Here is a 22,044-nt window from a genome sequence, read left to right on the forward strand (position 1 = left end):
CGCCGGACGGCCCATCCGGCAGTCCAACGGGTCATCAGGTCATAGCGTACAGAATATGACGAAACGCCACATCTCTCTGCTGGTCGGCGTCAGCGCCGCAGCGCTCGTCGGCTCCGGCGTCGCCGCCGCGGCACCCGCCTCCTTCGCGCGCACGCTCCTGGTGCACCCGGGCGAATCGATCCAGAAGGCGGTGGACTCCGCCCGGCCCGGCGACACCGTGCTGGTGCTGTCCGGCACCTACCGCCAGAGCGTCAGGATCACCACGCCCGGCCTGACCCTGCGGGGCATGGGCCGCTCCACCGTCCTCGAACCGGCCGCGAAGGCCACCGGCGACTGCGGCAAGCGGGGCAACGGCATCTGCGTGGCGGGCACCAAGAGCAAGCGCCTCATGGGGGTCACCGTCTCCCGGCTGCGGCTCACCGGCTACCCCCGGGCCGGACTGGTCGCCGTCGGCGCCGACGGGCTGACCGTGCGGCACGTGACGTCCGAGAAGAACACCGTGTGGGGCTTCGCCGAGGAGCGCTCCGAGCACAGCACGTACGAGGGCGACACCGCCCGCGACAACGGCGACGCCGGTCTCTTCCTGGCCAACACGATCACCGCCGAGCAGGGCGCCGCCGACAGCAAGGAGACGCTGATCTCCCACAACCTGCTGGTGGGCAACCGGATCGGCGTCACCGTGCGCCGGCTGCGCGACCTCACGGTGGCCGCCAACGAGATCACCGGCAACTGCGCGGGCGTGTTCGTCGTCGGCGACGAGAACAAGCCCAAGGCCGGCGCGGTCACCGTGCGCGACAACCGGGTCGTGCAGAACAACAAGTACTGCGCGAAGACCGAGCGGCTGCCCTTCCTGCAAGGCTCCGGCATCGTGCTGACCGGCGCCGAGAAGAGCGAGATCACCGACAACACGGTCGCCCAGAACTCGGGCACCTCCCCGCTGTCCGGCGGCATCGTGCTCTACAAGAGCTTCGTCGGCGCCACCAGCGACAACAACCTGATCAGCGGCAACGCGCTGGAGGGCAACGCCCCCGCCGACCTGGTCGACCAGGAGAGCGCCCAGCGCGGCAACACCTTCCGCGACAACTCCTGCGCGGCCTCCAGGCCCGCGGGACTGTGCTGAACCACCCGGCGATCCGTCGAACCCCAAGGAAGGAAGGCGGCACATGACGACCGCTCAGACCGCCCCACCGCCGTCCATGCGGCTGCGGGAGCTCGTGTTCGGGGCGGCGTGCGCCGCCGCCCTGCGCGCGGCGGCCCGCCTCGGCGTGGCCGACGCGCTCGGCGACTCCCCCATGAACGCGGAGGACCTCGCCGCCGCGGTGAAGACCGAACCGAAGCCGCTGCGCCGCCTGCTGCGGGCGCTGGCCTGCTACGGCGTCTTCGAGGAGCGCCCCGACGGCGCCTTCGCGCACACCGAGATGTCCCGGCTGCTGCGCGAGGACGACCCGAACAGCCTGCGCAACATCTCCCTGTGGTGCACCGAGCCGTGGACCTGGGACGCCTGGCCCAAGCTGGACGAGGCGGTGCGCACCGGCCGCAACGTCGTCGAGGACCTGTACGGCAAGGAGTTCTTCGTCTACCTCAACGAGGACGCCCCCGAGTCGGCGGACGTCTTCAACCGGGCCATGACGACCTCCAGCCGGCAGTCCGCGCGGGACGTGGCCGAACTCCTCGACCTGTCCGGGGCCGACTCGGTCGCCGACATCGGCGGCGGCCAGGGCCATGTGGTGGCCAGCCTGCTGGAGAAATACCCCCGGATGCACGGCACCCTGCTGGACCTGCCGCGCGTGGTGGACAACGCCGACCCGCGGCTGCGGCCGGGCGGCGCGCTCGCCGACCGGGTGAGCATCGTGCCCGGCGACTGCCGCGAGGCCGTCCCGGTCCGGGCCGACGTCTACATCATCAAGAACATCCTGGAGTGGGACGACGACTCCACCGCCCGCTGCCTGCGCAACGTCATGGAGGCCGGCGGCCCCAAGGCGCGGGTCGTGGTCATCGAGAACCTCGTCGACGACTCCCCCTCCATGCGGTTCAGCACCGCGATGGACCTGCTGCTGCTGCTCAACGTCGGCGGCGCCAAGCACACCACCCGGTCCATGGTGAGCCGCCTTGAGGCGGCCGGCCTGGTCATCGACGACATCAGCCCGGTCAACCCCTACCTGCACGCCTTCGACTGCACCGTCCCCGCCTGACCGGCCGCGCCCCCGCGCGCGACGACGGCCGCCGGACCCGCGAGTCGCGGGTCCGGCGGCCGTTGTCCGTCCGGCGGCGGCCTCAGCCGCGGCCGTCGCGCTCCCAGAGGTAGAAGCGCCGCGCCATCGCGTCCTTCGGCGAGCGCCACGTCTCGGGGTCGTAGGCGCTGACGTACGCCGTCAGCCGCTCGCTGATGTCCCGGAACTCGGGGTGCCGGGCCACCTCGGCGATGGCCGGGCCCGGGTCCCGGTCGGCCTCCACGAGGTGCATGTACACATCGCCGAACTGGAAGAGGCTGCGCCGGGTGACGCCGACCAGGTGCGGCAGCTCACCGCGGTCCGACTCCTCGAAGATCTTGGCGATGTCCGGGGCCGAGCCCGGGGCCATCCGGGCCACGATCAGGGCCTGGTGCATGGGCCTTGTCCTTCCTTCGCCCGGCTCAGTCGGTGGTCAGGGCCGGCTCGGGCCGGCGCCCGGCCGCCGCGGCCTGCTCGACCTTGTCGCGGATCAGGGCCAGCTGGACCTTGGAGTTCTTGTTGATGTTGTCGGTCATCCAGTCGTCGTCGACCGGCGCGTCCGGCTTCATCGCGAAGTCCTGGGTCCACACCATCCGGGTGCCGCCGGGGACCTCCTCGTACCGCCAGTGGATGTCCATGTGGTCGAACGGCCCGGTCTCCACGCGGCGCGCCCTGACGGTGAGCGTGGCCCGGTCCGGCTCCCGCTCGGAGACCCAGCTCCACACGGTGCCGTTCTCGTCGGGGTGCATGGTCAGCCGGAAGGTGCACTTGGCGCCCTCCTGCCGAAGGATCTCGGCGGAGGCGTACTCGCTGAACAGCTGCGGCCACCTCTCCACGTCGTTGGTCATCTCCCACACCAGGTCCACCGGCGCGGCGATGGTGATCTCGTTCTGCGTGTGCCCTGCCATCTCAGGCTCCTGCCAGAAGGGTGCTGTTGACGAGGTCGAGGAACTTCCGGGGCGTCTTGCAGCGCTCCGCGTCGGCCGGCATCGGCATGCCGTGCCGGTTCTCCAGTTCGCCCACGATGCCGAGCAGGCCGAGCGAGTCGATGCCCAGCTCCTCGAAGCCAGCGTCGGCCCGGTCCGTCAGCTCCTGCGGGCTGACGGTGATACCGGCGGCCTTCTTCATGAGTTCGGACAGTTCTTCCACGGTGATGCGGTCACTCATGCCAGTTCCTCTCCTTGTTGCTCCCGGCGTGTTGCTCCCGGCGCCGCTAGGGGGCGTCGGCGGTGCCGTACCGCAGCACCAGCGCCGAGTTCGAGCCCATGAGCCCCCGGCTGAGGACCAGCGCCGTGCGCACCTGCGCGGCACGCGCGCTGCCGGTCACCAGATCGAGGTCATGGCAGATGTCGAAGACGTTGGGGGTGGGCGGGATCAGGCCGTGCTCCATCGCGAGCACCGCCGCCGCCGCGTCCAGCACCGGGGCCGCGCAGTACGCCCGGCCGGTACCGGTCTTGGGCGCGGTGACCGGCACCCGCCGCCCGTGCGCGCCGAGCACGTCGGCGATGGCCAGCGCCTCGGCCCGGTCCGCCGCCGGGACGCCGAGCGCGTCCGCGAAGACGACGTCGACCTCCTGCGGGGCGCAGCCGGCGTCGGCCAGGGCGGCGCGGATCGCCTCCGCCAGGCCCTGCCGGGACAGCTCCCACCGGGAGGCGCCGGTGAAGGTCGAGGCGTGCCCGGCCACGGTCGCCCGTACCGGCACGCCCCGCTCCCGGGCCGACTCGGCCGCCTCCACCACGAGCATCGCCCCGCCCTCGGCGGGCACGAACCCGCACGCCGACCCGGTGAACGGCCGGTACGCCCGCTCCGGGTCGCTCACCGGGCTCAGCTCGCCGTAGCCGAGCTGGCAGACCATCGAGTACGGGGCGAGCGGCGCCTCCGTGGAACCGGCCACGATCACGTCCGTACCGCGCCGCACCGCGCGTGCCGCGTGCGCGAGGGCGTCCAGGCCGCCCGCCTCGTCGGCGGCGACCACCGAGCACGGCCCCTTGAAGCCGCGCCGGATGGAGATCTGGCCGGTGCTGGCCGCGTAGAACCAGGCGATCGACTGCCACGGGCCGACGTACCGGCTGCCCTTGCCCCACAGCTTCTGCAGCTCTCGCTGGCCGAACTCGCCGCCGCCGGAGCCGGCCGCGGTGACCACGCCCGCCGAGAACGGCGCGCCGTCGGTGTCGGCCCGGCCCAGCCGGGCGTCCTCAAGGGCCGCGTCCGCCGCCGCCATCGCGAAGTGCGTGTACCGGTCGGTCTGCACGAGGTAGCGCTCCTCGACCGAGGCCGAGGGATCGAAGGACCGCACCTCGCCGGCCACCTTCAGCGGCAGCTGCTCGCAGCCCTCGCGGGTGACGCGGTCCAGGACGTTCACGCCCTCCTGGGTGGACTTCCAGAAGGTCTCGGTGCTGGTGCCGTTGGGCGCGACGACACCGATGCCGGTGACGACCGCCCCTCGCTTCGCGGGTGCGCTCATCGGGTCCTCTCCCTCTGCCGGGTCAGGATCACCGCGGACTGGAAGCCGCCGAACCCGCTGCCCACCGACAGCACGCTGTCCAGCTTCCGTTCACGGGCGAGGCGCGGGACGTAGTCCAGGTCGCACTCGGGGTCGGGGGTCGTGTAGTTCGCGGTCGGCGGGACCGCCTGGTGGGCCAGGGCCAGCACGCACGCCACCACCTCGATCGCCCCGATCGCGCCCAGCGAGTGACCCACCATCGACTTGATGGAACTCATCGGCGTGTCGTAGGCGTGGTGGCCCAGCGCCCGCTTCACCGCGGCCGTCTCGTGCCGGTCGTTCTGCCGGGTGCCGGAGCCGTGCGCGTTGACGTAGTCGATCGCGGAGCCGTCCAGCCGGGCGTGGTCGAGCGCGGTCTCGATGGCCCGCGCCATCTCCAGGCCCTCACTGGTCAGGCCGGTCATGTGGTAGGCGTTGCCGAAGGTGGCGTAGCCGCTCAGCTCGCAGTACACGTGCGCACCGCGCGCCCGGGCGTGCTCCAGCTCCTCCAGCACCAGCACCGCGCCGCCCTCGCCCATGACGAACCCGTCACGGTCGTTGTCGAAGGGCCGCGAGGCGTGCGCCGGGTCGTCGTTGTTCGGCGAGGTGGCCTTGATCGCGTCGAAGCACGCCATCGTGATCGGCGATATCGGCGAGTCCGACGCCCCGGCTATGCAGATGTCGGCCCGGCCCTCCTCCACGGTGTGCAGCGCGTACCCGACCGCGTCGAGCCCGGAGGTGCAGCCCGTGGAGACCGTCTGCACCGGGCCGCGCGCCCCGAACCGCTCCGCCACCGTCGAGGCCAGCGTGCTCGGCGTGAACGCCCGCTCCAGGTGGGGCTGGGACCGCTCGTGGTCCACGTCCCAGCGCTCACCGCCGTGGCTGACCAGGACGTAGTCCTCCTCCAGCCGGGTGGTGCCGCCGACCGCGGTGCCCAGCGAGACCCCGACCCGCCAGGGGTTCTCCCCGGCGAGGTCGAGTCCCGAGTCCCGCACCGCCTCCTGGCCCGCGGCCAGCGCGAACTGGATGTAGCGGTCGCAGCGCGCGACCAGCTCCGGCTCCAGTCCCGCCGCCGCCGGATCGAAGTCGCACTCCGCCGCGATCCGGGACCTGAGACCGGACGGGTCGAAGAACGTGATGCCCCGCGTCGCGGTGCGCCCGTTGGCCAGCAGGTCCCAGAACGCCGGGGCGCCGATGCCGCCCGGCGCCACGATGCCTATGCCGGTGACCGCGACCCGCCGGGTCATGAGCGCACCTCCGCGGCCTCGGCGGCGGCCTCCGCGCCCGCCGCGGCCGGCACCGTCTCGGTGCCCTCCGTGTCCACGTGCCCGAGCTGCGGGCGCGGGGCCAGCGGCCCCAGGTGGAAGACGAGCCGCGCCTCTACGTCACCCACGTTGCGGAACCGGTGGCGCATGTACGCGGGGATCATCAGCCCCTGCTCGGGCCGCAGCGTGTGCGGCTCGCCGTCCAGGTCGACCTCCAGCTCGCCGCAGACGACGTACACGAACTCCTCGGAGTACGGGTGGTAGTGCTCACCGATGCGGTCACCGGGCTGCACCAGGGCCACACCCATGAAACCGCTGGTCGAGCCCACCGTGGCCGGGGTGAGCATGGCGCGCAGATCGCCTCCGCGCTTGGTGTTGGGCTCGGTCTCGCTCAGATCGACGATCCTGGGCCTGGGTTTGATCACGACTTCCTCCGGTGGTGTGTACGGCGGCTGGGGGCGGCGTCAGCGGTCAGGCGTCCGGCGCGGAGCGGCGGTCGGTGACCAGGTCCATCCGGGCCAGGGTGAGCAGCCGGGCCAGGTCGCCGTCCTGCTCGGCGGCGCTCTCGTCGAGCAGCTTCGTCAGCTCCGCCATCCGGGCGGGGTCGGCCAGTCCCAGCGCGGCGGCCGGGTCGGCGTCCAGGCCGCCCCGCACGTCGATCAGCCGGACGACCACGTCGTCCCGCTCGAAGACCGTGCTGCGCAGCACCGGGCTCGCCGGGTCCTCCGCGGCCCGCTCGTCCTGCTGGGCCAGCAACTGGGCCAGCCGCATGCCCTGGCCCGGCCGCGCCGGGTAGTACAGCGCGTGCCGCTCGGCCTGCTCGATGTCCTGGCCGCTGGTCACGTGGTGCACGGCGGGCAGCGCCGCCCGGGTGAAGAACACCCGCACGGACTCCTGGTCGCCGAAGTCCCGCTCCTGCTCCAGATACGGGTTGATGGCCTCCTCGACCGCCCGGATCTCCGGCTGGCGCGCCACGTGCCGCAGCGCCGCAAGCAGGTCGCCGCGCACCTCGATGGCGCGCACCACCCGGTTGCCGTGCATGAACAGGGAGGTCCGGCACAGCCGGGTGGTGTCGTCGACCCGCGCCTCGGGCGACGCGTAGTTCGCCAGCAGCTCGGCGACCTTCTGCTCGCTGCCCGGCTTCACCGTGAAGGTCAGCGCGTGCCGGATCACGCCGTCGCCGATCCGCGGGTCCGTCTGGAGCCGGCGCTCGCCGGACGCGGCGCCCGTCGCCGCGCCGCCGGTCTCCCGGACGATGTGGAAGCGCAGCGACCGGGTGTCCCGGATGCAGCTGTGCATCGGCTGCACCATCCGCACGTGCTCCTCGCTGTTCACCCAGGCGAGGAACGGCGGGGCGCTCTCCCACTCGCTGGTGATGAGCCACTGGGAGGGGTTCTCGATGGACTGGCACAGCTGGTCGCTGACGTGCCCGGGAACGGACGAGACCTGCTTGCCCATCTGCTCGTACGCCTCAAGGAACTGCTGCTGGGCGCCGTCGTAGACGTCCACCAGCAGGACGACGCGGAGCCGGGAGCCGTCGAAGACGGACTGGGAGACACGCTTCGCGGCCTGCTGCGGGGTCGGGTCTGAAACACGCTCAGAGATGGCGGTCATCTGCGTACGTCTCCTTGGTGGTTCACGGGGCATCGGCGGGGACAGGGAGGGGCGCCGGCCGCGGGTGACGCGACGTCAGCGTGATCTCGATCCTGTGCCGGTTGCGATCAATGCGCGACTCGTGTGCACCACGTGGGTGATCACACGGGTGATTGGCCCCGCGAACCCACGCGGACCGCCTCCGCGCCGGGCATGGAACCTCCGACGCGCCCGTCCGACCGCGCCCCGCGCGCCCCATCCGCACCCCGCCCCTGGAGGCATCGATGCGCCAAGAAGCCGACCACCGGGTACCCGTCCTCATCGTCGGCGGCTCCCTGGTGGGCCTGTCCACCTCGCTGTTCCTGGGCCGCCTCGGCGTGCCGCACCTGCTGGTCGAGCGGCACTCCGGCACCTCCCTCCACCCCCGCGGCCGCGGCAACAACGTGCGCACGATGGAACTGTTCCGGACGGCCGGCGTCGAGGAGGACATCAAGGCCGCGGCCTCCCTGCTCGCCGGCAACCACGGCATCCTGCAGACCCCGACCCTGGTCGGCGACGCCGGCGAATGGCTGTTCAAGCACATCGACCCGGGCGGCGGCATGGCGCGGTTCAGCCCCACCGGCTGGTGCCTGTGCAGCCAGAACGACCTCGAACCGGTACTGCTCCAGGGCGCCCGTACGATCGGCGGCGACCTGCGCTACCACCACGAGCTGGAGTCCTTCGCGCAGGACGGCGAGGGCGTCACCGCCGTCGTGCGCGACCGCGCCAGCGACGAGCGGTACACCGTCCGCGCCGACTACCTCGTCGCCGCCGACGGCCCGCGCAGCCCGGTCCGCCGGGCCCTGGGCATCGGCCAGAGCGGCCCCGGCGACCTGTTCGCCAACGTCAGCGTCACCTTCCGGTCCAAGCTGCTCGCCGAGGTCGTGGGCGACCGCCGCTTCATCTGCTGCTACCTCACCCACCCGGACGCCGACGGCGCCCTGCTCCCGGTCGACAACAAGGAGCACTGGGTCTTCCACGCCCCCTGGCACCCCGAGAACGGCGAGAGCCTCGACGAGTTCACCGAGGAACGCCTCCAGCGGCACATCCGGCGCGCCATCGGCGCCCCCGACCTCGACGTCGAGATCACCGGCAAGGCGTCCTGGCGCGCCGCCGAACGCGTCGCCGACGCCTACGGGGCCGGACGGGTCTTCCTCGCCGGGGACTCCGCGCACGAGATGTCCCCCACCGGCGCCTTCGGCTCCAACACCGGCATCCAGGACGCCCACAACCTCGCCTGGAAACTCGCCGCCGTGCTCGGCGGCTGGGCCGGCCCCGGCCTCCTGGAGACCTACGACGCCGAGCGCCGCCCGGTGGCCGCCGCCACCAGCGCCCGCGCCTCCGCCCGCTCCGTCGAGCACAGCCACCCCGGCTTCGCCCCCGCCCCCGGCATCGGCGGCGGCAAGCGCGGCGGCATCCTCAACGTCGTCCTCGGCTACCGCTACCCGCGGGGCGCGGTCGTCGGCGCCGACCCCGGCCAGGAGGTCGTGCCCGACGCGCTGCGGCTGACCGGCGAGCCCGGCGGCCGCGCCCCCCACCTGTGGGTACGCCGCTCCGGCAGCCTGATCTCCACCCTCGACCTGTACGAGCGCACCCCGGTCCTGCTCAGCGACGCCGGCTCGGCCACCGACTGGCACACCGCGGCCCGGCGCGTCGCCGACGGCACGGGCGTCCCCCTGGTGTCGTACCGCTTCGGCGCCGAACTCGCCCCCGAGCCCCAGCCGGCCGGCGAGGACACCCCCGACTGGGCCCGCGCCCACGGCATCACACCCGACGGCGCGGTCCTCGTCCGCCCGGACGGCTTCGTCGCCTGGCGCGCACCGGGCACGGTGCCCGACCCGGAGGACACCCTGCGGGAGACCCTGGCGGCGGTCCTGCGCAGCGTCTGACCCCAACGGGTCCCGAGAAACGTGAAAGGCCAGGTCAGAGCTACTCCGACCTGGCCTTTCGCCGAGCCCCCTGTCGGATTCGAACCGACGACCTTCGCTTTACAAGAGCGGCGCTCTGACCAGCTGAGCTAAGGAGGCGTGCGCGTCCACGTCCGTGCAGTGTACCCGGGCCCCCACCCGGTCCCGTCGAAAATTTCCGCGAAGTTCACGGGCCCTCAAGTACTGACAGAGCAGGTGAACGCCGGGTACCGTCCTGTGCCAGTTCACCTGTGTGGACTACACCACCTTCCTACAACGGATCGTCCGGCACGTTCCTGCCGGTAGAAGGGGGCCCATTCACCATGGCCACTGTTCAGTTCGACAAGGCGACCCGTGTCTACCCGGGTTCCGACAAGCCCGCCGTCGACGCGCTGGAGATCGACATCGCGGACGGCGAGTTCCTCGTCCTGGTCGGCCCCTCCGGCTGCGGCAAGTCCACCTCGCTGCGGATGCTCGCGGGGCTTGAGGACGTCAACGCGGGCGCCATCCGCATCGGTGACCGCGACGTCACCCACCTGCCGCCCAAGGACCGGGACATCGCCATGGTGTTCCAGAACTACGCGCTCTACCCGCACATGACGGTCGCCGACAACATGGGCTTCGCGCTCAAGATCGCCGGTGTCAACAAGGCGGAGATCCGGCAGAAGGTCGAGGAGGCCGCGAAGATCCTCGACCTGACCGAGTACCTGGACCGCAAGCCGAAGGCGCTGTCCGGCGGTCAGCGCCAGCGGGTCGCGATGGGCCGCGCCATCGTGCGCGAGCCGCAGGTCTTCCTCATGGACGAGCCGCTGTCCAACCTGGACGCCAAGCTCCGTGTCTCCACCCGTACGCAGATCGCCTCGCTCCAGCGCCGCCTGGGCATCACCACCGTCTACGTCACCCACGACCAGGTCGAGGCCATGACGATGGGCGACCGGGTGGCGGTCCTCAAGGACGGCCTGCTCCAGCAGGTCGACTCGCCGCGCAACATGTACGACAAGCCGGCCAACCTGTTCGTCGCCGGCTTCATCGGCTCGCCCGCCATGAACCTCATCGAGGTGCCGATCGCCGACGGCGGCGTGAAGTTCGGCAACAGCGTGGTCCCGGTCAACCGCGACGCGCTCAAGGCCGCCGCCGACAAGGGCGACCGCACGGTCACCGTGGGCGTCCGGCCCGAGCACTTCGACGTGGTCGAGCAGGGCGGCGCCGCCGCGGCGGCCTCCCTGACCAAGGACAGCGCGGACCGGCCGGCCGGCCTCGCCGTCTCGGTCAACGTGGTCGAGGAGACCGGCGCCGACGGGTACGTCTACGGCACCGTCGAGGTCGGCGGCGAGCAGAGGGACCTCGTCGTGCGGGTCAGCAGCCGCGCGGTCCCGGAGAAGGGCGCCACCGTGCACGTCGTGCCGCGGCCGGGCGAGACCCACGTGTTCTCGACCTCCACGGGCGAGCGCCTCTCGGACTGAGCCCCCCGGCCGCCCCTCCCGCGGCGTCCACCGGTGTCACTCGTACGGGCGGCGCGCGGCGGAATCCCCGGGACGGCACCCAGGTTTCCACACAGGTTGACGAGAAGGGCCCCGCGAACTGGCGCGGGGCCCTTTCCGCTGCCCCGCGCCACCCCGGCGCACCCGATCCTCCGGGCGCCAGGCGTCAACACGGCGCCCCGAAACGGGCACTTTTCCGTCCCTCGAAGGGGTGACTAAATGTCGCCAAATCATTACCGGGCGCTACCCTCACTCGCGTGAAGCACTCCACCACGAACCCCACGCGACGCGGCCGGGGCCCCGCCCGCCGGATCGGCCGCTCCCTCGCCCTCGTCCTGCCCGTCGTCCTGGTGCTCTCCGGGACCCTCGCGGTCACCCGAGTCAACTGGTCGGGGAACCCCTCGAACTCGGTGCTCACCGCGTCCGACACGTCCGTGACCGGGACCACCGCCCGCACCCGCGCCCGCGCCCCCCAGGACGTGCTGCGCGACCAGTTGCTGACGGAGCTGCGGGAGAAGGACCCGGGCGTCGCCCTGACCCACCTCCAGGAGGCGGTCAACGGCCGCCCGTCGCTGGCCGGGCACTGCGCCTCCATCGCCCGCACCCTGGGCCGCGCCGCCGTCCGCCTCTACGGCCCCTCCCGCGCGCAGTCCTACGCCCGCCCCGTCTGCGACACCTCCTTCGCCTCGGGCGTCCTGGCAGCCCACAGCTGACGGCCCACAGCAGACGGTCCACAGCAGACGGCCCACAGCGGGCCGGGCCCGGAGACACGCCGACGGTGGGCCTCCGGGCCCCAGCCGCGTGTGGGGGCCGCCGAACGGGCGGCGGCCCAGCCCGGGTCACGGCTCGCGACGCGTGACGCGCGGCCGGTGACCCACGGCCGGTGGCTGGTGGCCCGTGGGCCCTGGCTCGTCCTCCACGGCTCGCGGCCGCGCGCGGGCACCGCTTCGGCTGTCGGCTGTCCCGGCGGAGGCCCACCAGCCACGGCCACCGCCCCTCGCACGCCGTCCCGCCGGCGCCTGCCGCCCGGCCGGTCCCGTCACTTCGCCGCCCGGCGGTCCGGCAGCACTCCGCACAGCCCCGGTACCCCTCGCGCCGCCGGCCCAGGCAGCGACGTACGGCCGCCGCCCCCGCTGGACACGGCACGGCGTGGCCCTCTCCGCCCGGTACCCACCGGCGCCCGCCCCGCCCCCGCGCACCGCCCCGCCACGTCGTGAACCGCCCCGCACCGGCACGTACAGTTCGGGCATGACCCATCCGAACACGGTGGCCCGTCCCACCCAAGCCGTCATCCTGGCCGGTGGCCAGGGGTCGCGGCTGCGCCCGTACACCGACGACCGGCCCAAGCCGATGGTCGAGATCCCCGGCACGGGCACCCCGATCATCGGCCACCAGCTCGCCTGGCTCGCCGAGGAGGGCGTCACGGACGTGGTGGTCTCCTGCGGCCATCTCGCCGAGGTGCTGCAGGACTGGCTCAAGTCGGCTGCGCTGCCCGTGCACGTCACCACGGTCGTGGAGACGGAGCCGCTCGGACGCGGCGGCGGCCTGAAGTTCGCCGCCGCCCACCTCCCCCACCCCGAGCGGTCCTGGTACGCCACCAACGGCGACATCTGGACCCGTTTCTCGCTGCGCGACATGGCGGACTTCCACACCGAGCGCGACGCGGTCGCCACCCTCGCGCTGGCCCGGCCGCGCATCCCGTGGGGCGCCGTGCAGACGGACGGCTTCGGGCACATCACGGACTTCATCGAGGCGCCGCCCTCCACGTTCGAGATCAACGCGGGCGTCTACGTCTTCTCCCCCGAGTTCGCCGGCCTGCTCCCGGAGCGGGGCGACCACGAGCGCACCACGTTCCCGCGGCTGGCCCGTGAGCTGCGGCTGGCGGGCTTCCCGATCCCGCAGGGCGCCTACTGGCGTGCCATCGACACGGCGAAGGACCTCACGGAGGCCGCGAAGGAGCTGTCCGCGCTGGGCAGGTGACGGCCCGCCACCTCGACCGTCCCCTGCGTCTGAGCCCTACGTGCGAGCCCTACGTCGAAGGGCCCCGCACCATCACGGTGCGGGGCCCTTCGGCGTATGCCGTACGGGGCTGCCGGCGCGGCTAGCCCAGCAGGCCGCCCACCAGCCCCGGCTGGCCGCCCGAGGACGAGCCGGAGCCGCCGGACGCGCCCGAGCCGTTGCCGGAGCCGCCGGTGGTGCTGCCGCCGGAGGCCGGGCCCGCGCTGGTGCTGGGCGCCCGCTGGGCGGGCGCGGAGTGGCGCGGCCGGGTCCGGCCGGTGGTGCCCTGGCTCTGGCTGGGCGAGCCGCCGGTGGCGCTGCCGCTCTCCTTGGCCGAGCCCGGCGTGGACGAGGGACCGCCGGACGGGTCGGCCGACGCGCCGCGGTGACCGGGCGAGGCCGAGGCGGACGGGGCGCCCTGGTGCGCGGCGCCGCCGGAGCGCTGCGGGAGCGGCGAGCCGGGCAGTTCGTTGCGCGGGGCGTCCCCGGGCCCGGGCACGACCACCCGGTCGGCGTCGCGCACCGCGCCGCCCAGCAGCGAGCCGGCCAGCAGCGTGAGCCCGGTGACGACCACGGTGAGCAGGGCGCCGCGGCGCAGCACGTACCGGCGCAGCTCCCAGATGTGCGAGCGCGGGCCGAGCCGCCGCCAGGCGGAGGCGGCGAGCCGGCCGTCGACCGAGTAGACGGGGGCGCCGGCGATGATCAGCGGGGACCAGGCGGCGAGGTAGATGATGTCCGGGGCGTCGTAGACGGGGACGGTCCGCCAGCTGACGGTGACGATGAGCGCGGCCGACAGCAGCACGCCGAACACGGCGGCGACCCGCTGCCAGCAGCCCAGCACGGTGAGGACACCGACGATGACCTGGAGGAAGGCGATGGAGAGCCCGGAGCCGACGGGGTGCTGGAGCGCGAACTGGCGCAGCGGCTCGGCGACTTCCCAGGGGTGCAGGGCGGTGAGCCACTTGACCATGGAACCGCGCTTGCCGCCGTCGAAGTAGAGCGGGTCGCACAGCTTGCCCATGCCGGCGTAGACGGAGATGAACCCGAGGAAGATCCGCAGCGGGAGCAGCACGACGCCGAGGTTCATCCGGCGGCCGGGGTAGTAGGCGTGGCGGGCCGGATCGTCGTGCCGCCTGCCGCGGGGGCGGGCGTCGCCTTCGGTGGCGGCGGTGACGTCGCGGTCCTCGTACGGGTGGCCGCCGGCGTACGCGTAACCGTCGGTCCCGAAGTCCTCGCCCGCGTAGCCGGGGCCCGCCTCGCCGTAGGGCGGCCGGCCGCCCTGGGCCGGGTGGCCCGGGCCGCCGCCGTATCCCGCTTCCTCGTAGGCGCTGCCCACGGACCGCATGTGCGGCAGGAGGCGGGTCTCGCCGGGCTCGGCGGTGCGCTGCGGGCCGACGACCGGGGTCTCGACGGTCGCGTCGAGGCCGTCGTAGCCGCCGGTCCCGGGCCCGTAGCCCGGGCCGTAACCGGGGCCGGCGCCGATGCGTGGGATGACCTGGGTGGCCCCGGGGTCGGCGGACGGCTCCTCGGCGTGCCGCACGCTCGTGCTGCGCACGGCCTGCAGCAGCCGGTGGGCGCCGGTGTCGTCGGGGGCGGACCGGCCGCTCCAGACGAGCGGGCGGCGGTGGCCGGCGCCCTGGGCGCGGCCGGCCTGGCCGCCGATCGGCATGCGGGCGGTGGCGTCGGTGGCGCTCGGGTACCGGGCGATCCGCGGGGACAGGGTGCGCCGCGAGGCGGCGCCCAACTGCACGCGGAAGCTCGCGTGAGCGACGATGACCTGCGCCGGATCGCTCGGCACCTTCACCATGCTCAGCGCGGGAGCGTCGTCGTACCCCGACGAGCGGTCCCCCGTGGGTGTGCGGGGTGTTCTGGTGTCCACACTCATCTAACCGAGTGACGGCGAGTTAGGACACTGCCTTGACCGGTCGGATCTGTCCGGGCCGCGTCAAGGATGCCCCGGACGGACGGATTTGCCCGTCCAGGTGAACGAGCGGACGCCCGTTCGAGCGTCCGCTCCCGGCCGGTTGCCTCCCGGCCGGTGGCCCGGTCACGCGCGGCGGCGGGCCGCCTCGTACAGCACGATCCCGGCCGCCACACCGGCGTTCAGCGACTCCGCGCCGCCCGGCATCGGGATGCGCACCCGGACGTCGCAGGTCTCGCCGACCAGCCGCGACAGGCCCTTGCCCTCGCTGCCGACGACGATGACGACCGGCCCGCCCAGGGCCTCCAGGTCACCGAGTTCGGCCTCGCCGTCCGCGGCCAGGCCGACGACCGTGATGCCCGCCTTCTGGTACGTCTCCAGGGCGCGCGTCAGGTTGGTGGCGCGCGCCACCGGCGTACGGGCGGCCGTGCCGGCGGACGTCTTCCAGGCACCGGCGGTCATGCCGGCCGCGCGCCGCTCGGGCACGACCACGCCGTGCCCGCCGAAGGCGGAGACGGACCGGACGACCGCGCCGAGGTTGCGCGGGTCGGTCACCCCGTCGAGGGCCACGATCAGCGGGTCCTCGCCCGCGTCGGCGGCGGCGTCGGCGAGGTCCTCGGGGTGCGCGTACTCGTACGGCGGGACCTGGAGGACGAGGCCCTGGTGGTTGAGCCCGTTGGTGATCCGGTCCAGCTCGGGGCGCGGGGCCTCCATGAGGTTGATGCCGCCGCGCTCGGCCGCGAGCTGGAGCGCCTCGCGGACCCGCTCGTCGTTGTCGATGAACTGCTGGACGTAGAGCGTGGAGGCGGGCACGCCGCCGCGCAGCGCCTCGACGACCGGGTTGCGGCCGACGACGTACTCGGCGGCCGAGCGGCCGGCGCCGCGGCGCTGCTGCGGGCGGCCGCCCTGGGCCCGGCGGACCTTCGCCTGGGCGGCGCGCTGCTTGACGTGTCCCTTGCGCATCTCGGCGGGGGGCGTGGGGCCCTTGCCCTCCAGGCCGCGGCGCCGCTTGCCGCCGCTGCCGACCTGCGCGCCCTTCTTGCCGGACATGCGGCGGTTGTTCGCGGCCATGAAACTACCTGTCTGTCGAAAGCGTCGTCCGCACGTGGCGTGCGTACGTCCATTACGTCTGGTGTGTCCGTACGACTGGTGTGTCTGTACGTGTGTCTTGCGTCTGTACGTCTATGCAGTGTGCCGCCCGGACGGCCGGGCGGCACAGCGGGGCCCCGGTGCCCGGGGGCGGGCTCAGCGGGGGCCGAGGCTCCAGCGCGGGCCCTGCGGGCTGTCCTCGATGACCAGTCCTGACTGGCCGAGCTGGTCGCGGATGGCGTCCGCGGTGGCCCAGTCCTTGCGGGACCGGGCTGCCTCGCGCTGGTCGAGCACCATGCGGACCAGGGTGTCGACCACCCCGTGCAGGTCCTCGCCGCGGTCGCCGCCCTCACCGGCCCACTGCTCGTCCAGCGGGTCGAGGCCGAGGACGCCGAGCATGGCCCGCACCTCGGCGAGCCGGGCCACGGCGGCCTCCTTGTCGTCGGCGGCGAGCGCGCTGTTGCCCTGCCGGACGGTGGTGTGCACCACGGCGAGCGCCTGCGGGACGCCCAGGTCGTCGTCCATCGCCTCGGCGAAGGCGGGCGGCACCTGCTCGGCGGGCTCCACCGGACCGGCCTTCTCCACCACGCGCTGGATGAAGCCCTCGATCCGGGCGAACGCCGACTCGGCCTCGCGCAGCGCCTCCTCGCTGTACTCGATCATCGAGCGGTAGTGCGGGGTGCCCAGGTAGTAGCGGAGCACGATCGGGCGCCACTGCTTGACCATCTCGGAGACCAGCACGCTGTTGCCGAGCGACTTGGACATCTTGTCGCCGGCCATGGTCACCCAGGCGTTGTGCACCCAGTACCGGGCGAACTCGTCGCCGTACGCCTTGGCCTGGGCGATCTCGTTCTCGTGGTGCGGGAAGATCAGGTCCAGGCCGCCGCCGTGGATGTCGAAGGCGGCGCCCAGGTACTTGTGCGCCATGGCACTGCACTCCAGGTGCCAGCCGGGCCGGCCCTCGCCCCACGGGGTGGACCAGGTCGGCTCGCCGGGCTTGGCCGCCTTCCACATGGCGAAGTCCCGCGGGTCGCGCTTGCCGGTCTCGCCCTCGCCGGAGGGCTGGAGCAGATTGTCCAGCTCCTGCCGGGACAGCTCCAGGTAGCCGGGGAAGGAGCGCACGTCGAAGTAGACGTTGCCGTCGGCCGCGTAGGCGTGCCCGCGCTCGATGAGCCGCCGCATCATCTCGATCATCTCGGGGATGTGCCCGGTGGCGCGGGGCTCGTAGGTGGGCGGCAGGCAGCCCAGCGCGGTGTAGCCGTCGTTGAAGGCGCGCTCGTTGGCGTACCCGATCGACCACCAGGGGCGGTCCTGCTCGCGCGCCTTGTTGATGATCTTGTCGTCGATGTCGGTGACGTTGCGGATGAACGTCACCTCGTAGCCGCGGTGGGCGAACCAGCGGCGCATGATGTCGAAGTTCAGGCCCGAGCGGATGTGCCCGATGTGCGGGGCCGCCTGCACGGTGGCGCCACACAGGTAGATCGAGACACAGCCCGGCGTGAGCGGGGTGAAGTCACGGATCTGCCGGGCGCTGGTGTCGTACAGGCGAATCGTCACCACTCCAGGGTAGTGGCCCGAGGACAGTGCCTCGCGCCCCTTTCCCTACGGGCCCCGCCGCACGGGGGCGCGGTCACAGGCTCCCGACGACCTTGCGCGCCCTGATCCGCACGACCACCCGTTCGGCGTCCTGGGACGAGGCCGGGTTGAACTCCGCGTACTTCTTGCCGGTGTACTTCAGCGACAGCTCGTCGATGAGGTCCCGGCCGCCCTCGGTGGTCATCTCGGCGCTGCCGCGGATCTCGGCGTACTCATAGGGCGCCCCGGGGTCCTGGACGACGACGCTGACGCGCGGGTCGCGGTCGAGGTTCTTCTTCTTGCGGCGGTCCACGGTGGTGGAGAAGAGGAGGTCGTCGCCGTCCCGCTTCACCCACACCGGGGACAGCTGCGGACTGCCGTCGGGCTGGACGGTGCCGACGACGATGAAGACGGGGCCGTCGAGGAGGTTCTTGAGACGGTCGGACAGTACGGCGGACATGGGGGCACCCTCCGGGTCCTTGTTCACTGGGTTCACTGGCAGCCGGTGACTCTGCGGGTACCCTCGCACGCCCTCAGCTCACCCGCACCACGAGGGCGGTTGCCACGGCCATCAGCCCCTCGCCGCGGCCGGGGAAGCCGAGCCCGTCGGTGGTGGCGCCGGAGACGGACACCGGTGCGCCGGTGGCCGCGGAGAGGACCTGCTGCGCCTCCTCGCGCCGCTTGCCGATCTTCGGCCGGTCCCCGACGACCTGCACGGCGACGTTGCCGATCCGGAAGCCGGCCGCGCGCACGATCCGCGCGGCCTCCGTCAGCAGCGTGATCCCGGCGGCGCCCGACCACTCGGGCCGCCCGGTGCCGAAGTGCTGCCCGAGGTCACCGAGCCCGGCGGCCGAGAACAGCGCGTTGCACGCGGCGTGCGCGACGACGTCGGCGTCCGAGTGCCCGGCCAGGCCCGGCCCCTGGCCCTCCCACTTCAGCCCGGCACACCACAGCTCGCGGCCCTCCTCGAAGGCGTGGATGTCGGTACCGATGCCGACCTGGGGCAGGACGGGGAGGCCGCGGGGGGCCGCGGGGGGCCCGGACGGGGCCAGGGATTCGGCGGGGGCCGGGGGCTCGGCGGGCGCCGAGGTCCTGGGAGGCGACGGGGTCTCGGCGGGCGCCGGAGTCCCAGCGGGCATCGAGGTCTCGGCGGCCACTGGAGCCTCGGCGGGGGCCACGGCGGGCGCCGGAGTCACGGCAGGCGCCGGAGTCCCAGGCGTCGACGTCTCAGAAGCCATCGTTGAGCCTCCTGCGGGTCAGGACCGCCTCGGCGAGGACGAGGTCGAGGGGGCGGGTGACCTTGAACGCCTCCTCGTGGCCGGGGACGGCCACGACCGGCTCGCCGAGCTGTTCGACCATGCTCGCGTCGTCGGTGACGTTGTCGGTGACCGTCTCGTGGGCGCGCACCAGGGTGGCCCGGTCGAAGCCCTGCGGGGTCTGCACGGCCCGCAGCCGCGCCCGGTCCGGCGTGGCCAGCACCCGCTCCGGGCCGCCCGGGGCCGCGGCCGGTTCGACCTCCTTGACGGTGTCCGCGAGCGGCAGCGCCGGTACGACGGCGGCGGCGCCCTCGCGCACGGCCTCGATGACCGCGTCCACGGTGTCCACCGGGACCAGCGGGCGGGCCGCGTCGTGCACCAGGACGACCTCGTGGCCGGGCGGCAGCGCGTCCAGGCCGAGCCGCACCGACTCCTGGCGCGACTCGCCGCCGGGAACCACGAGGAACGCGGTCCGCTCCGGCAGCACGTACGCGTCCAGGAGCGCCTTGACCTCCGCGGCGCCCTCGGGCGGGGCGACCACGACGACCAGGGACACGGCACGGGAGGCGGCCATGGCGCGCACCGCGTGGACGAGCATGGGCGTGCCGCTCAGGGTGCGCAGCGCCTTGGGGGCGCCCGGGCCGAGCCGCACCCCCCGGCCGGCGGCCGGGATCACGACGGCGACGGGGGCCTCCTGCCGGGCGGCCGGGGGCGAGGGGCGCGGATCGTCAGACATCGGTTCCTGTCGGGTTCGGGCGCGCTGCGGACGCCGGTTTGGCGGCGGGGCCCAGGTGGGTATGGCCTCACCGTGCCGGGCGCGACGCCTCGACCGGACCCTTCCGTGACCTCGGTCGAGCCGACCGCCCGGGCCCGGCACACAGTATCGGGGGATCTTTCCCGCCGTCAGGACGTGGGAGTACGTCGACGTCATGGACGTGGGGTGTGCGTCACGTCGCGGACGTGGGTGTGCGACACGTCACGTGGGAGTACGTCGGATTCGGCAGGCATACGCCGTCCGGCACGTGGGTACGCGCATGCCGCAGCACCCGGCGACAGAAGTCGCGTCATCGGGCACCGCGGCATGTGACTGCACTGCACAGTGCTGAGCAGAGGCGGAGGTGGTTCCTGTCGCCCCGGACCAGGATGTCGTCCCGTGTCAGGACATGACATGTCAGGACATGGAGTGTCGGGACACGCGTGTCAGGACGCGAGAACCTCGTCGAGCAGAGCCTCGGCCTTGTCCTCGTTCGTGTTCTCCGCGAGGGCCAGCTCGCTCACCAGGATCTGGCGGGCCTTGGCGAGCATGCGCTTCTCACCGGCGGAGAGACCGCGCTCGCGCTCACGACGCCACAGGTCGCGCACGACTTCCGCGACCTTGATGACATCGCCGGAGGCGAGCTTCTCCAGGTTTGCCTTGTAGCGACGCGACCAGTTCGTGGGCTCCTCGGCGTACGGAGCACGCAGCACCTCGAAGACCCGGTCCAGCCCGTCCTGACCGACCACATCACGCACGCCGACGAACTCCGCATTGTCCGCTGGCACACGTACCGTCAGGTCACCCTGGGCGACCTTCAGCACCAAGTAGGTCTTGTCCACGCCTTTGATCTGGCGAGTTTCGATGGCCTCGATCAGCGCGGCCCCGTGATGGGGATAGACCACGGTGTCGCCAACCTTGAACGTCATGTGACAGGTACCCCTTCCGTGGCTATCCAGGGTAACACGGATACGGCGGGTTCTGAATGGCGTTTTCGCAGGTCAGGGCATATCTCGGGGCTTGACAACTGCAACCGGGACGTGCTTCGGAAGGGTCGGGTGAGCCGAGCGGAAGCAGGTATTCGCAGGTCGGAGGGGCTCTTCGCACGGGGTGAAACGCGTACGTTACACACATCCGGCCGTCCGGCCAAACGGCCAAACGTCCCGGTTTGTCCACCCCCAGACGATCGACTTCCGCTACTCCGTTCGGTGACGCCGGTCGCGTCCCGGCCGAATCCGGAATTGATCACGTCCGCGACCGCAACGGGCCGCCCGGCGGCCGGTGATCAATTCCGGCGGCGCCGCGCATTCCGGTGCCGGAAATCCGCGAGATCCGCCACGCCGGTGTCTCGGGTAAGAGGGCGGGTAAGGCGGCCGGTAAGCCGTGGGTATCAGGGACGGGTATCCGGGGCGGGTATCCAGGACCGTAAGCCGGAGGACGCTTATGTGAATGGCGGGCGGCACCCCGGCCGATGCGCGGCGAGAGGCCCGTGGAGAGCGCTCCCCGGCCCCTCCCGCGAGCGGTGTCCGGGTGCCCGGGGACGCCGAGGGGCGGGTCGGGTGCGGACCCGCCGGAACGGCTCGGTAACCTGACCCCGCTGACAGACACTTAGGGCGGCTTTATAGGGGCCGTCCTGCACCGCCCACGTTCAAGGAGTTGCCGCCGCCGTGAGCAGCAGCCTTCGACGCGGCGCCCTCGCCGCCGCCGCCATCGCGTTCTCGATCGCCTCGCTCGCCGCGTGCGGCGCCGGCAACGATGCCCAGACGCTGGAGGTCAAGCCGGACAACGCGGCCGTCACCGTCGGTGCCATCAAGGTCCAGAACGCGGTGATCATCACCCAGCCCGGCACCCAGACCAAGGGCCCGGCCGTCGTCTCGGTGACCCTCTTCAACAACGGGGACGACGCCCAGACCCTGGACGCCGTCCGCGTCGACGGCGGTGGCACCGCCCAGCTCACCCCGGCCAAGGGCCAGGGGAAGATCACCGTCCCGGGCCACGGTTCGGTGCTCCTGGGCGGCAAGGGCAACGCCTCCGCCGCGCTGACCGACCCCGGCCCGGTCGTCCAGGACGGCAACGCGCAGCAGATCACCTTCACCTTCAGCAAGGCCGGTGACGTGAACCTGCGTGCCTTCGTCGTCCCGGCGGAGAGCTACTTCGACAAGTGGGGGCCGAGCAGCGTCCCGGCGGCGCCCGGCGCCCAGGGCGGCACGCCCACCGCCTCCACCAGCGGCAAGCCGGGCTCGCCGGCCAAGGGGACGAAGAAGCCCGAGGGCGCGCCGACCGCCTCGAACACCGCGGGCCGGCCGGTCGACGGCAATGGCAGGACCGTGACTCCCAGCGACTCCGGGTCGCAGTCGTCCGCCGGTCACTGAGACCGGGCGGCGCGCGTACGGGCGTACGCACGCACGCACACGCCGAAGGGCGGCACCCTCGCGAGGAGGGTGCCGCCCTTCGGCGTACTGCGGCCGGGCGCC

The 22,044-nt window shown here is 72.9% G+C and carries 21 protein-coding genes and 1 tRNA gene; 7 read left to right on the top strand and 15 right to left on the bottom strand.

What is annotated here, in order from left to right; translation table 11 throughout:
* Positions 1-55 precede the first annotated feature (55 nt).
* Positions 56-1,120 (top strand): right-handed parallel beta-helix repeat-containing protein, encoded by a 1,065-nt coding sequence (locus ABZ858_RS05120; protein WP_361372730.1) that lies wholly within the window; start codon positions 56-58, stop codon positions 1,118-1,120.
* Between the two features lie 43 nt (positions 1,121-1,163).
* Positions 1,164-2,192, top strand: a complete 1,029-nt coding sequence (locus ABZ858_RS05125) for a methyltransferase (RefSeq protein ID WP_361372732.1) — start codon at positions 1,164-1,166, stop codon at positions 2,190-2,192.
* Positions 2,193-2,274: 82 nt separating this feature from the next.
* Here ABZ858_RS05125 and ABZ858_RS05130 read toward each other — a convergent pair whose 3' ends face one another.
* Genes ABZ858_RS05130 through ABZ858_RS05160 form a run of 7 tightly spaced genes read right to left on the bottom strand, consistent with a single transcriptional unit; the run spans position 2,275 to position 7,571 of the window.
* Entirely contained in the window at positions 2,275-2,607 is a 333-nt protein-coding gene (locus ABZ858_RS05130) for a TcmI family type II polyketide cyclase (RefSeq protein ID WP_361372734.1), read from the bottom strand.
* 25 nt (positions 2,608-2,632) lie between these two features.
* On the bottom strand, positions 2,633-3,118 hold the full coding sequence (locus tag ABZ858_RS05135; protein ID WP_361372736.1) for an SRPBCC family protein: 486 nt from the start codon (positions 3,116-3,118) through the stop codon (positions 2,633-2,635).
* A 1-nt stretch (position 3,119) separates the two neighbouring features.
* On the bottom strand, positions 3,120-3,377 hold the full coding sequence (locus ABZ858_RS05140) for an acyl carrier protein (protein WP_361372738.1): 258 nt from the start codon (positions 3,375-3,377) through the stop codon (positions 3,120-3,122).
* A 46-nt stretch (positions 3,378-3,423) separates the two neighbouring features.
* Positions 3,424-4,674, bottom strand: a complete 1,251-nt coding sequence (locus tag ABZ858_RS05145) for a beta-ketoacyl synthase N-terminal-like domain-containing protein (RefSeq protein WP_361372740.1) — start codon at positions 4,672-4,674, stop codon at positions 3,424-3,426.
* Entirely contained in the window at positions 4,671-5,939 is a 1,269-nt protein-coding gene (locus ABZ858_RS05150; protein ID WP_361372742.1) for a beta-ketoacyl-[acyl-carrier-protein] synthase family protein, read from the bottom strand. The genes ABZ858_RS05145 and ABZ858_RS05150 overlap by 4 nt, the downstream gene beginning before the upstream one ends.
* Positions 5,936-6,382, bottom strand: a complete 447-nt coding sequence (locus ABZ858_RS05155) for a cupin domain-containing protein (protein ID WP_361372744.1) — start codon at positions 6,380-6,382, stop codon at positions 5,936-5,938. The genes ABZ858_RS05150 and ABZ858_RS05155 overlap by 4 nt, the downstream gene beginning before the upstream one ends.
* A gap of 46 nt (positions 6,383-6,428) precedes the next feature.
* Entirely contained in the window at positions 6,429-7,571 is a 1,143-nt protein-coding gene (locus tag ABZ858_RS05160; RefSeq protein WP_361372746.1) for a SchA/CurD-like domain-containing protein, read from the bottom strand.
* A 263-nt stretch (positions 7,572-7,834) separates the two neighbouring features.
* Between ABZ858_RS05160 and ABZ858_RS05165 the strand changes: the two genes are divergently transcribed.
* A complete protein-coding gene (locus ABZ858_RS05165; RefSeq protein WP_361372748.1) occupies positions 7,835-9,478 on the top strand; it encodes an FAD-dependent monooxygenase in 1,644 nt (547 codons plus the stop codon).
* Between the two features lie 64 nt (positions 9,479-9,542).
* On the opposite strand, the gene ABZ858_RS05170 is transcribed toward ABZ858_RS05165, so the two are convergent.
* Positions 9,543-9,616, bottom strand: a tRNA-Thr gene (locus ABZ858_RS05170).
* Positions 9,617-9,819: 203 nt separating this feature from the next.
* Here ABZ858_RS05170 and ugpC point away from each other — a divergent pair.
* The 3 genes from ugpC to ABZ858_RS05185 all read left to right on the top strand — a co-directional run bounded on the left by ugpC (position 9,820) and on the right by ABZ858_RS05185 (position 12,957).
* Complete coding sequence (gene ugpC, locus ABZ858_RS05175; RefSeq protein WP_361372750.1) at positions 9,820-10,959, top strand: sn-glycerol-3-phosphate ABC transporter ATP-binding protein UgpC; 1,140 nt, start codon at positions 9,820-9,822, stop codon at positions 10,957-10,959.
* Positions 10,960-11,234: 275 nt separating this feature from the next.
* Positions 11,235-11,690 carry a hypothetical protein gene (locus ABZ858_RS05180; RefSeq protein WP_361372752.1) on the top strand — a complete coding sequence of 152 codons (456 nt, stop codon included), beginning with the start codon at positions 11,235-11,237 and terminating at the stop codon, positions 11,688-11,690.
* 535 nt (positions 11,691-12,225) lie between these two features.
* Positions 12,226-12,957, top strand: coding sequence for a nucleotidyltransferase family protein (locus tag ABZ858_RS05185; RefSeq protein ID WP_361372754.1), 732 nt, complete (start codon positions 12,226-12,228; stop codon positions 12,955-12,957).
* A 121-nt stretch (positions 12,958-13,078) separates the two neighbouring features.
* Here ABZ858_RS05185 and ABZ858_RS05190 read toward each other — a convergent pair whose 3' ends face one another.
* The 7 genes from ABZ858_RS05190 to ABZ858_RS05220 all read right to left on the bottom strand — a co-directional run bounded on the left by ABZ858_RS05190 (position 13,079) and on the right by ABZ858_RS05220 (position 20,499).
* Complete coding sequence (locus ABZ858_RS05190) at positions 13,079-14,860, bottom strand: DoxX family protein (RefSeq protein WP_361372756.1); 1,782 nt, start codon at positions 14,858-14,860, stop codon at positions 13,079-13,081.
* A 162-nt stretch (positions 14,861-15,022) separates the two neighbouring features.
* Positions 15,023-15,967: a 23S rRNA (guanosine(2251)-2'-O)-methyltransferase RlmB gene (gene rlmB / locus ABZ858_RS05195; RefSeq protein WP_361372758.1), complete on the bottom strand. Its 945-nt coding sequence runs from the start codon at positions 15,965-15,967 to the stop codon at positions 15,023-15,025.
* A 174-nt stretch (positions 15,968-16,141) separates the two neighbouring features.
* Positions 16,142-17,542: a cysteine--tRNA ligase gene (gene cysS / locus ABZ858_RS05200; protein WP_361372760.1), complete on the bottom strand. Its 1,401-nt coding sequence runs from the start codon at positions 17,540-17,542 to the stop codon at positions 16,142-16,144.
* A gap of 73 nt (positions 17,543-17,615) precedes the next feature.
* Positions 17,616-18,020 (bottom strand): PPOX class F420-dependent oxidoreductase, encoded by a 405-nt coding sequence (locus tag ABZ858_RS05205; protein ID WP_361372762.1) that lies wholly within the window; start codon positions 18,018-18,020, stop codon positions 17,616-17,618.
* 73 nt (positions 18,021-18,093) lie between these two features.
* Positions 18,094-18,612 carry a 2-C-methyl-D-erythritol 2,4-cyclodiphosphate synthase gene (ispF, locus tag ABZ858_RS05210; RefSeq protein WP_361372982.1) on the bottom strand — a complete coding sequence of 173 codons (519 nt, stop codon included), beginning with the start codon at positions 18,610-18,612 and terminating at the stop codon, positions 18,094-18,096.
* 175 nt (positions 18,613-18,787) lie between these two features.
* Positions 18,788-19,552 carry a 2-C-methyl-D-erythritol 4-phosphate cytidylyltransferase gene (gene ispD, locus ABZ858_RS05215; protein ID WP_361372764.1) on the bottom strand — a complete coding sequence of 255 codons (765 nt, stop codon included), beginning with the start codon at positions 19,550-19,552 and terminating at the stop codon, positions 18,788-18,790.
* A 464-nt stretch (positions 19,553-20,016) separates the two neighbouring features.
* Positions 20,017-20,499 carry a CarD family transcriptional regulator gene (locus ABZ858_RS05220; RefSeq protein ID WP_003953493.1) on the bottom strand — a complete coding sequence of 161 codons (483 nt, stop codon included), beginning with the start codon at positions 20,497-20,499 and terminating at the stop codon, positions 20,017-20,019.
* Positions 20,500-21,237: 738 nt separating this feature from the next.
* Here ABZ858_RS05220 and ABZ858_RS05225 point away from each other — a divergent pair.
* On the top strand, positions 21,238-21,942 hold the full coding sequence (locus ABZ858_RS05225; RefSeq protein WP_361372766.1) for a DUF461 domain-containing protein: 705 nt from the start codon (positions 21,238-21,240) through the stop codon (positions 21,940-21,942).
* Positions 21,943-22,044 lie beyond the last annotated feature (102 nt).

The sequence above is a fragment of the Streptomyces sp. NPDC047017 genome (assembly GCF_040644175.1).
Taxonomy (GTDB): Bacteria; Actinomycetota; Actinomycetes; order Streptomycetales; family Streptomycetaceae; genus Streptomyces.

Excerpts from the sequence above, each read along its gene's own strand:
- ABZ858_RS05120 (WP_361372730.1), top strand. The coding sequence starts at position 56 with ATGACGAAACGCCACATCTCTCTGCTGGTCGGCGTCAGCGCCGCAGCG.
- ABZ858_RS05125 (WP_361372732.1), top strand. The coding sequence starts at position 1,164 with ATGACGACCGCTCAGACCGCCCCACCGCCGTCCATGCGGCTGCGGGAG.
- ABZ858_RS05130 (WP_361372734.1), bottom strand. The coding sequence starts at position 2,607 with ATGCACCAGGCCCTGATCGTGGCCCGGATGGCCCCGGGCTCGGCCCCG.
- ABZ858_RS05135 (WP_361372736.1), bottom strand. The coding sequence starts at position 3,118 with ATGGCAGGGCACACGCAGAACGAGATCACCATCGCCGCGCCGGTGGAC.
- ABZ858_RS05140 (WP_361372738.1), bottom strand. The coding sequence starts at position 3,377 with ATGAGTGACCGCATCACCGTGGAAGAACTGTCCGAACTCATGAAGAAG.
- ABZ858_RS05145 (WP_361372740.1), bottom strand. The coding sequence starts at position 4,674 with ATGAGCGCACCCGCGAAGCGAGGGGCGGTCGTCACCGGCATCGGTGTC.
- ABZ858_RS05150 (WP_361372742.1), bottom strand. The coding sequence starts at position 5,939 with ATGACCCGGCGGGTCGCGGTCACCGGCATAGGCATCGTGGCGCCGGGC.
- ABZ858_RS05160 (WP_361372746.1), bottom strand. The coding sequence starts at position 7,571 with ATGACCGCCATCTCTGAGCGTGTTTCAGACCCGACCCCGCAGCAGGCC.
- ABZ858_RS05165 (WP_361372748.1), top strand. The coding sequence starts at position 7,835 with ATGCGCCAAGAAGCCGACCACCGGGTACCCGTCCTCATCGTCGGCGGC.
- ugpC (WP_361372750.1), top strand. The coding sequence starts at position 9,820 with ATGGCCACTGTTCAGTTCGACAAGGCGACCCGTGTCTACCCGGGTTCC.
- ABZ858_RS05185 (WP_361372754.1), top strand. The coding sequence starts at position 12,226 with ATGACCCATCCGAACACGGTGGCCCGTCCCACCCAAGCCGTCATCCTG.
- ABZ858_RS05190 (WP_361372756.1), bottom strand. The coding sequence starts at position 14,860 with ATGAGTGTGGACACCAGAACACCCCGCACACCCACGGGGGACCGCTCG.
- rlmB (WP_361372758.1), bottom strand. The coding sequence starts at position 15,967 with ATGGCCGCGAACAACCGCCGCATGTCCGGCAAGAAGGGCGCGCAGGTC.
- ABZ858_RS05205 (WP_361372762.1), bottom strand. The coding sequence starts at position 18,020 with ATGTCCGCCGTACTGTCCGACCGTCTCAAGAACCTCCTCGACGGCCCC.
- ispD (WP_361372764.1), bottom strand. The coding sequence starts at position 19,552 with ATGTCTGACGATCCGCGCCCCTCGCCCCCGGCCGCCCGGCAGGAGGCC.
- ABZ858_RS05220 (WP_003953493.1), bottom strand. The coding sequence starts at position 20,499 with ATGACGTTCAAGGTTGGCGACACCGTGGTCTATCCCCATCACGGGGCC.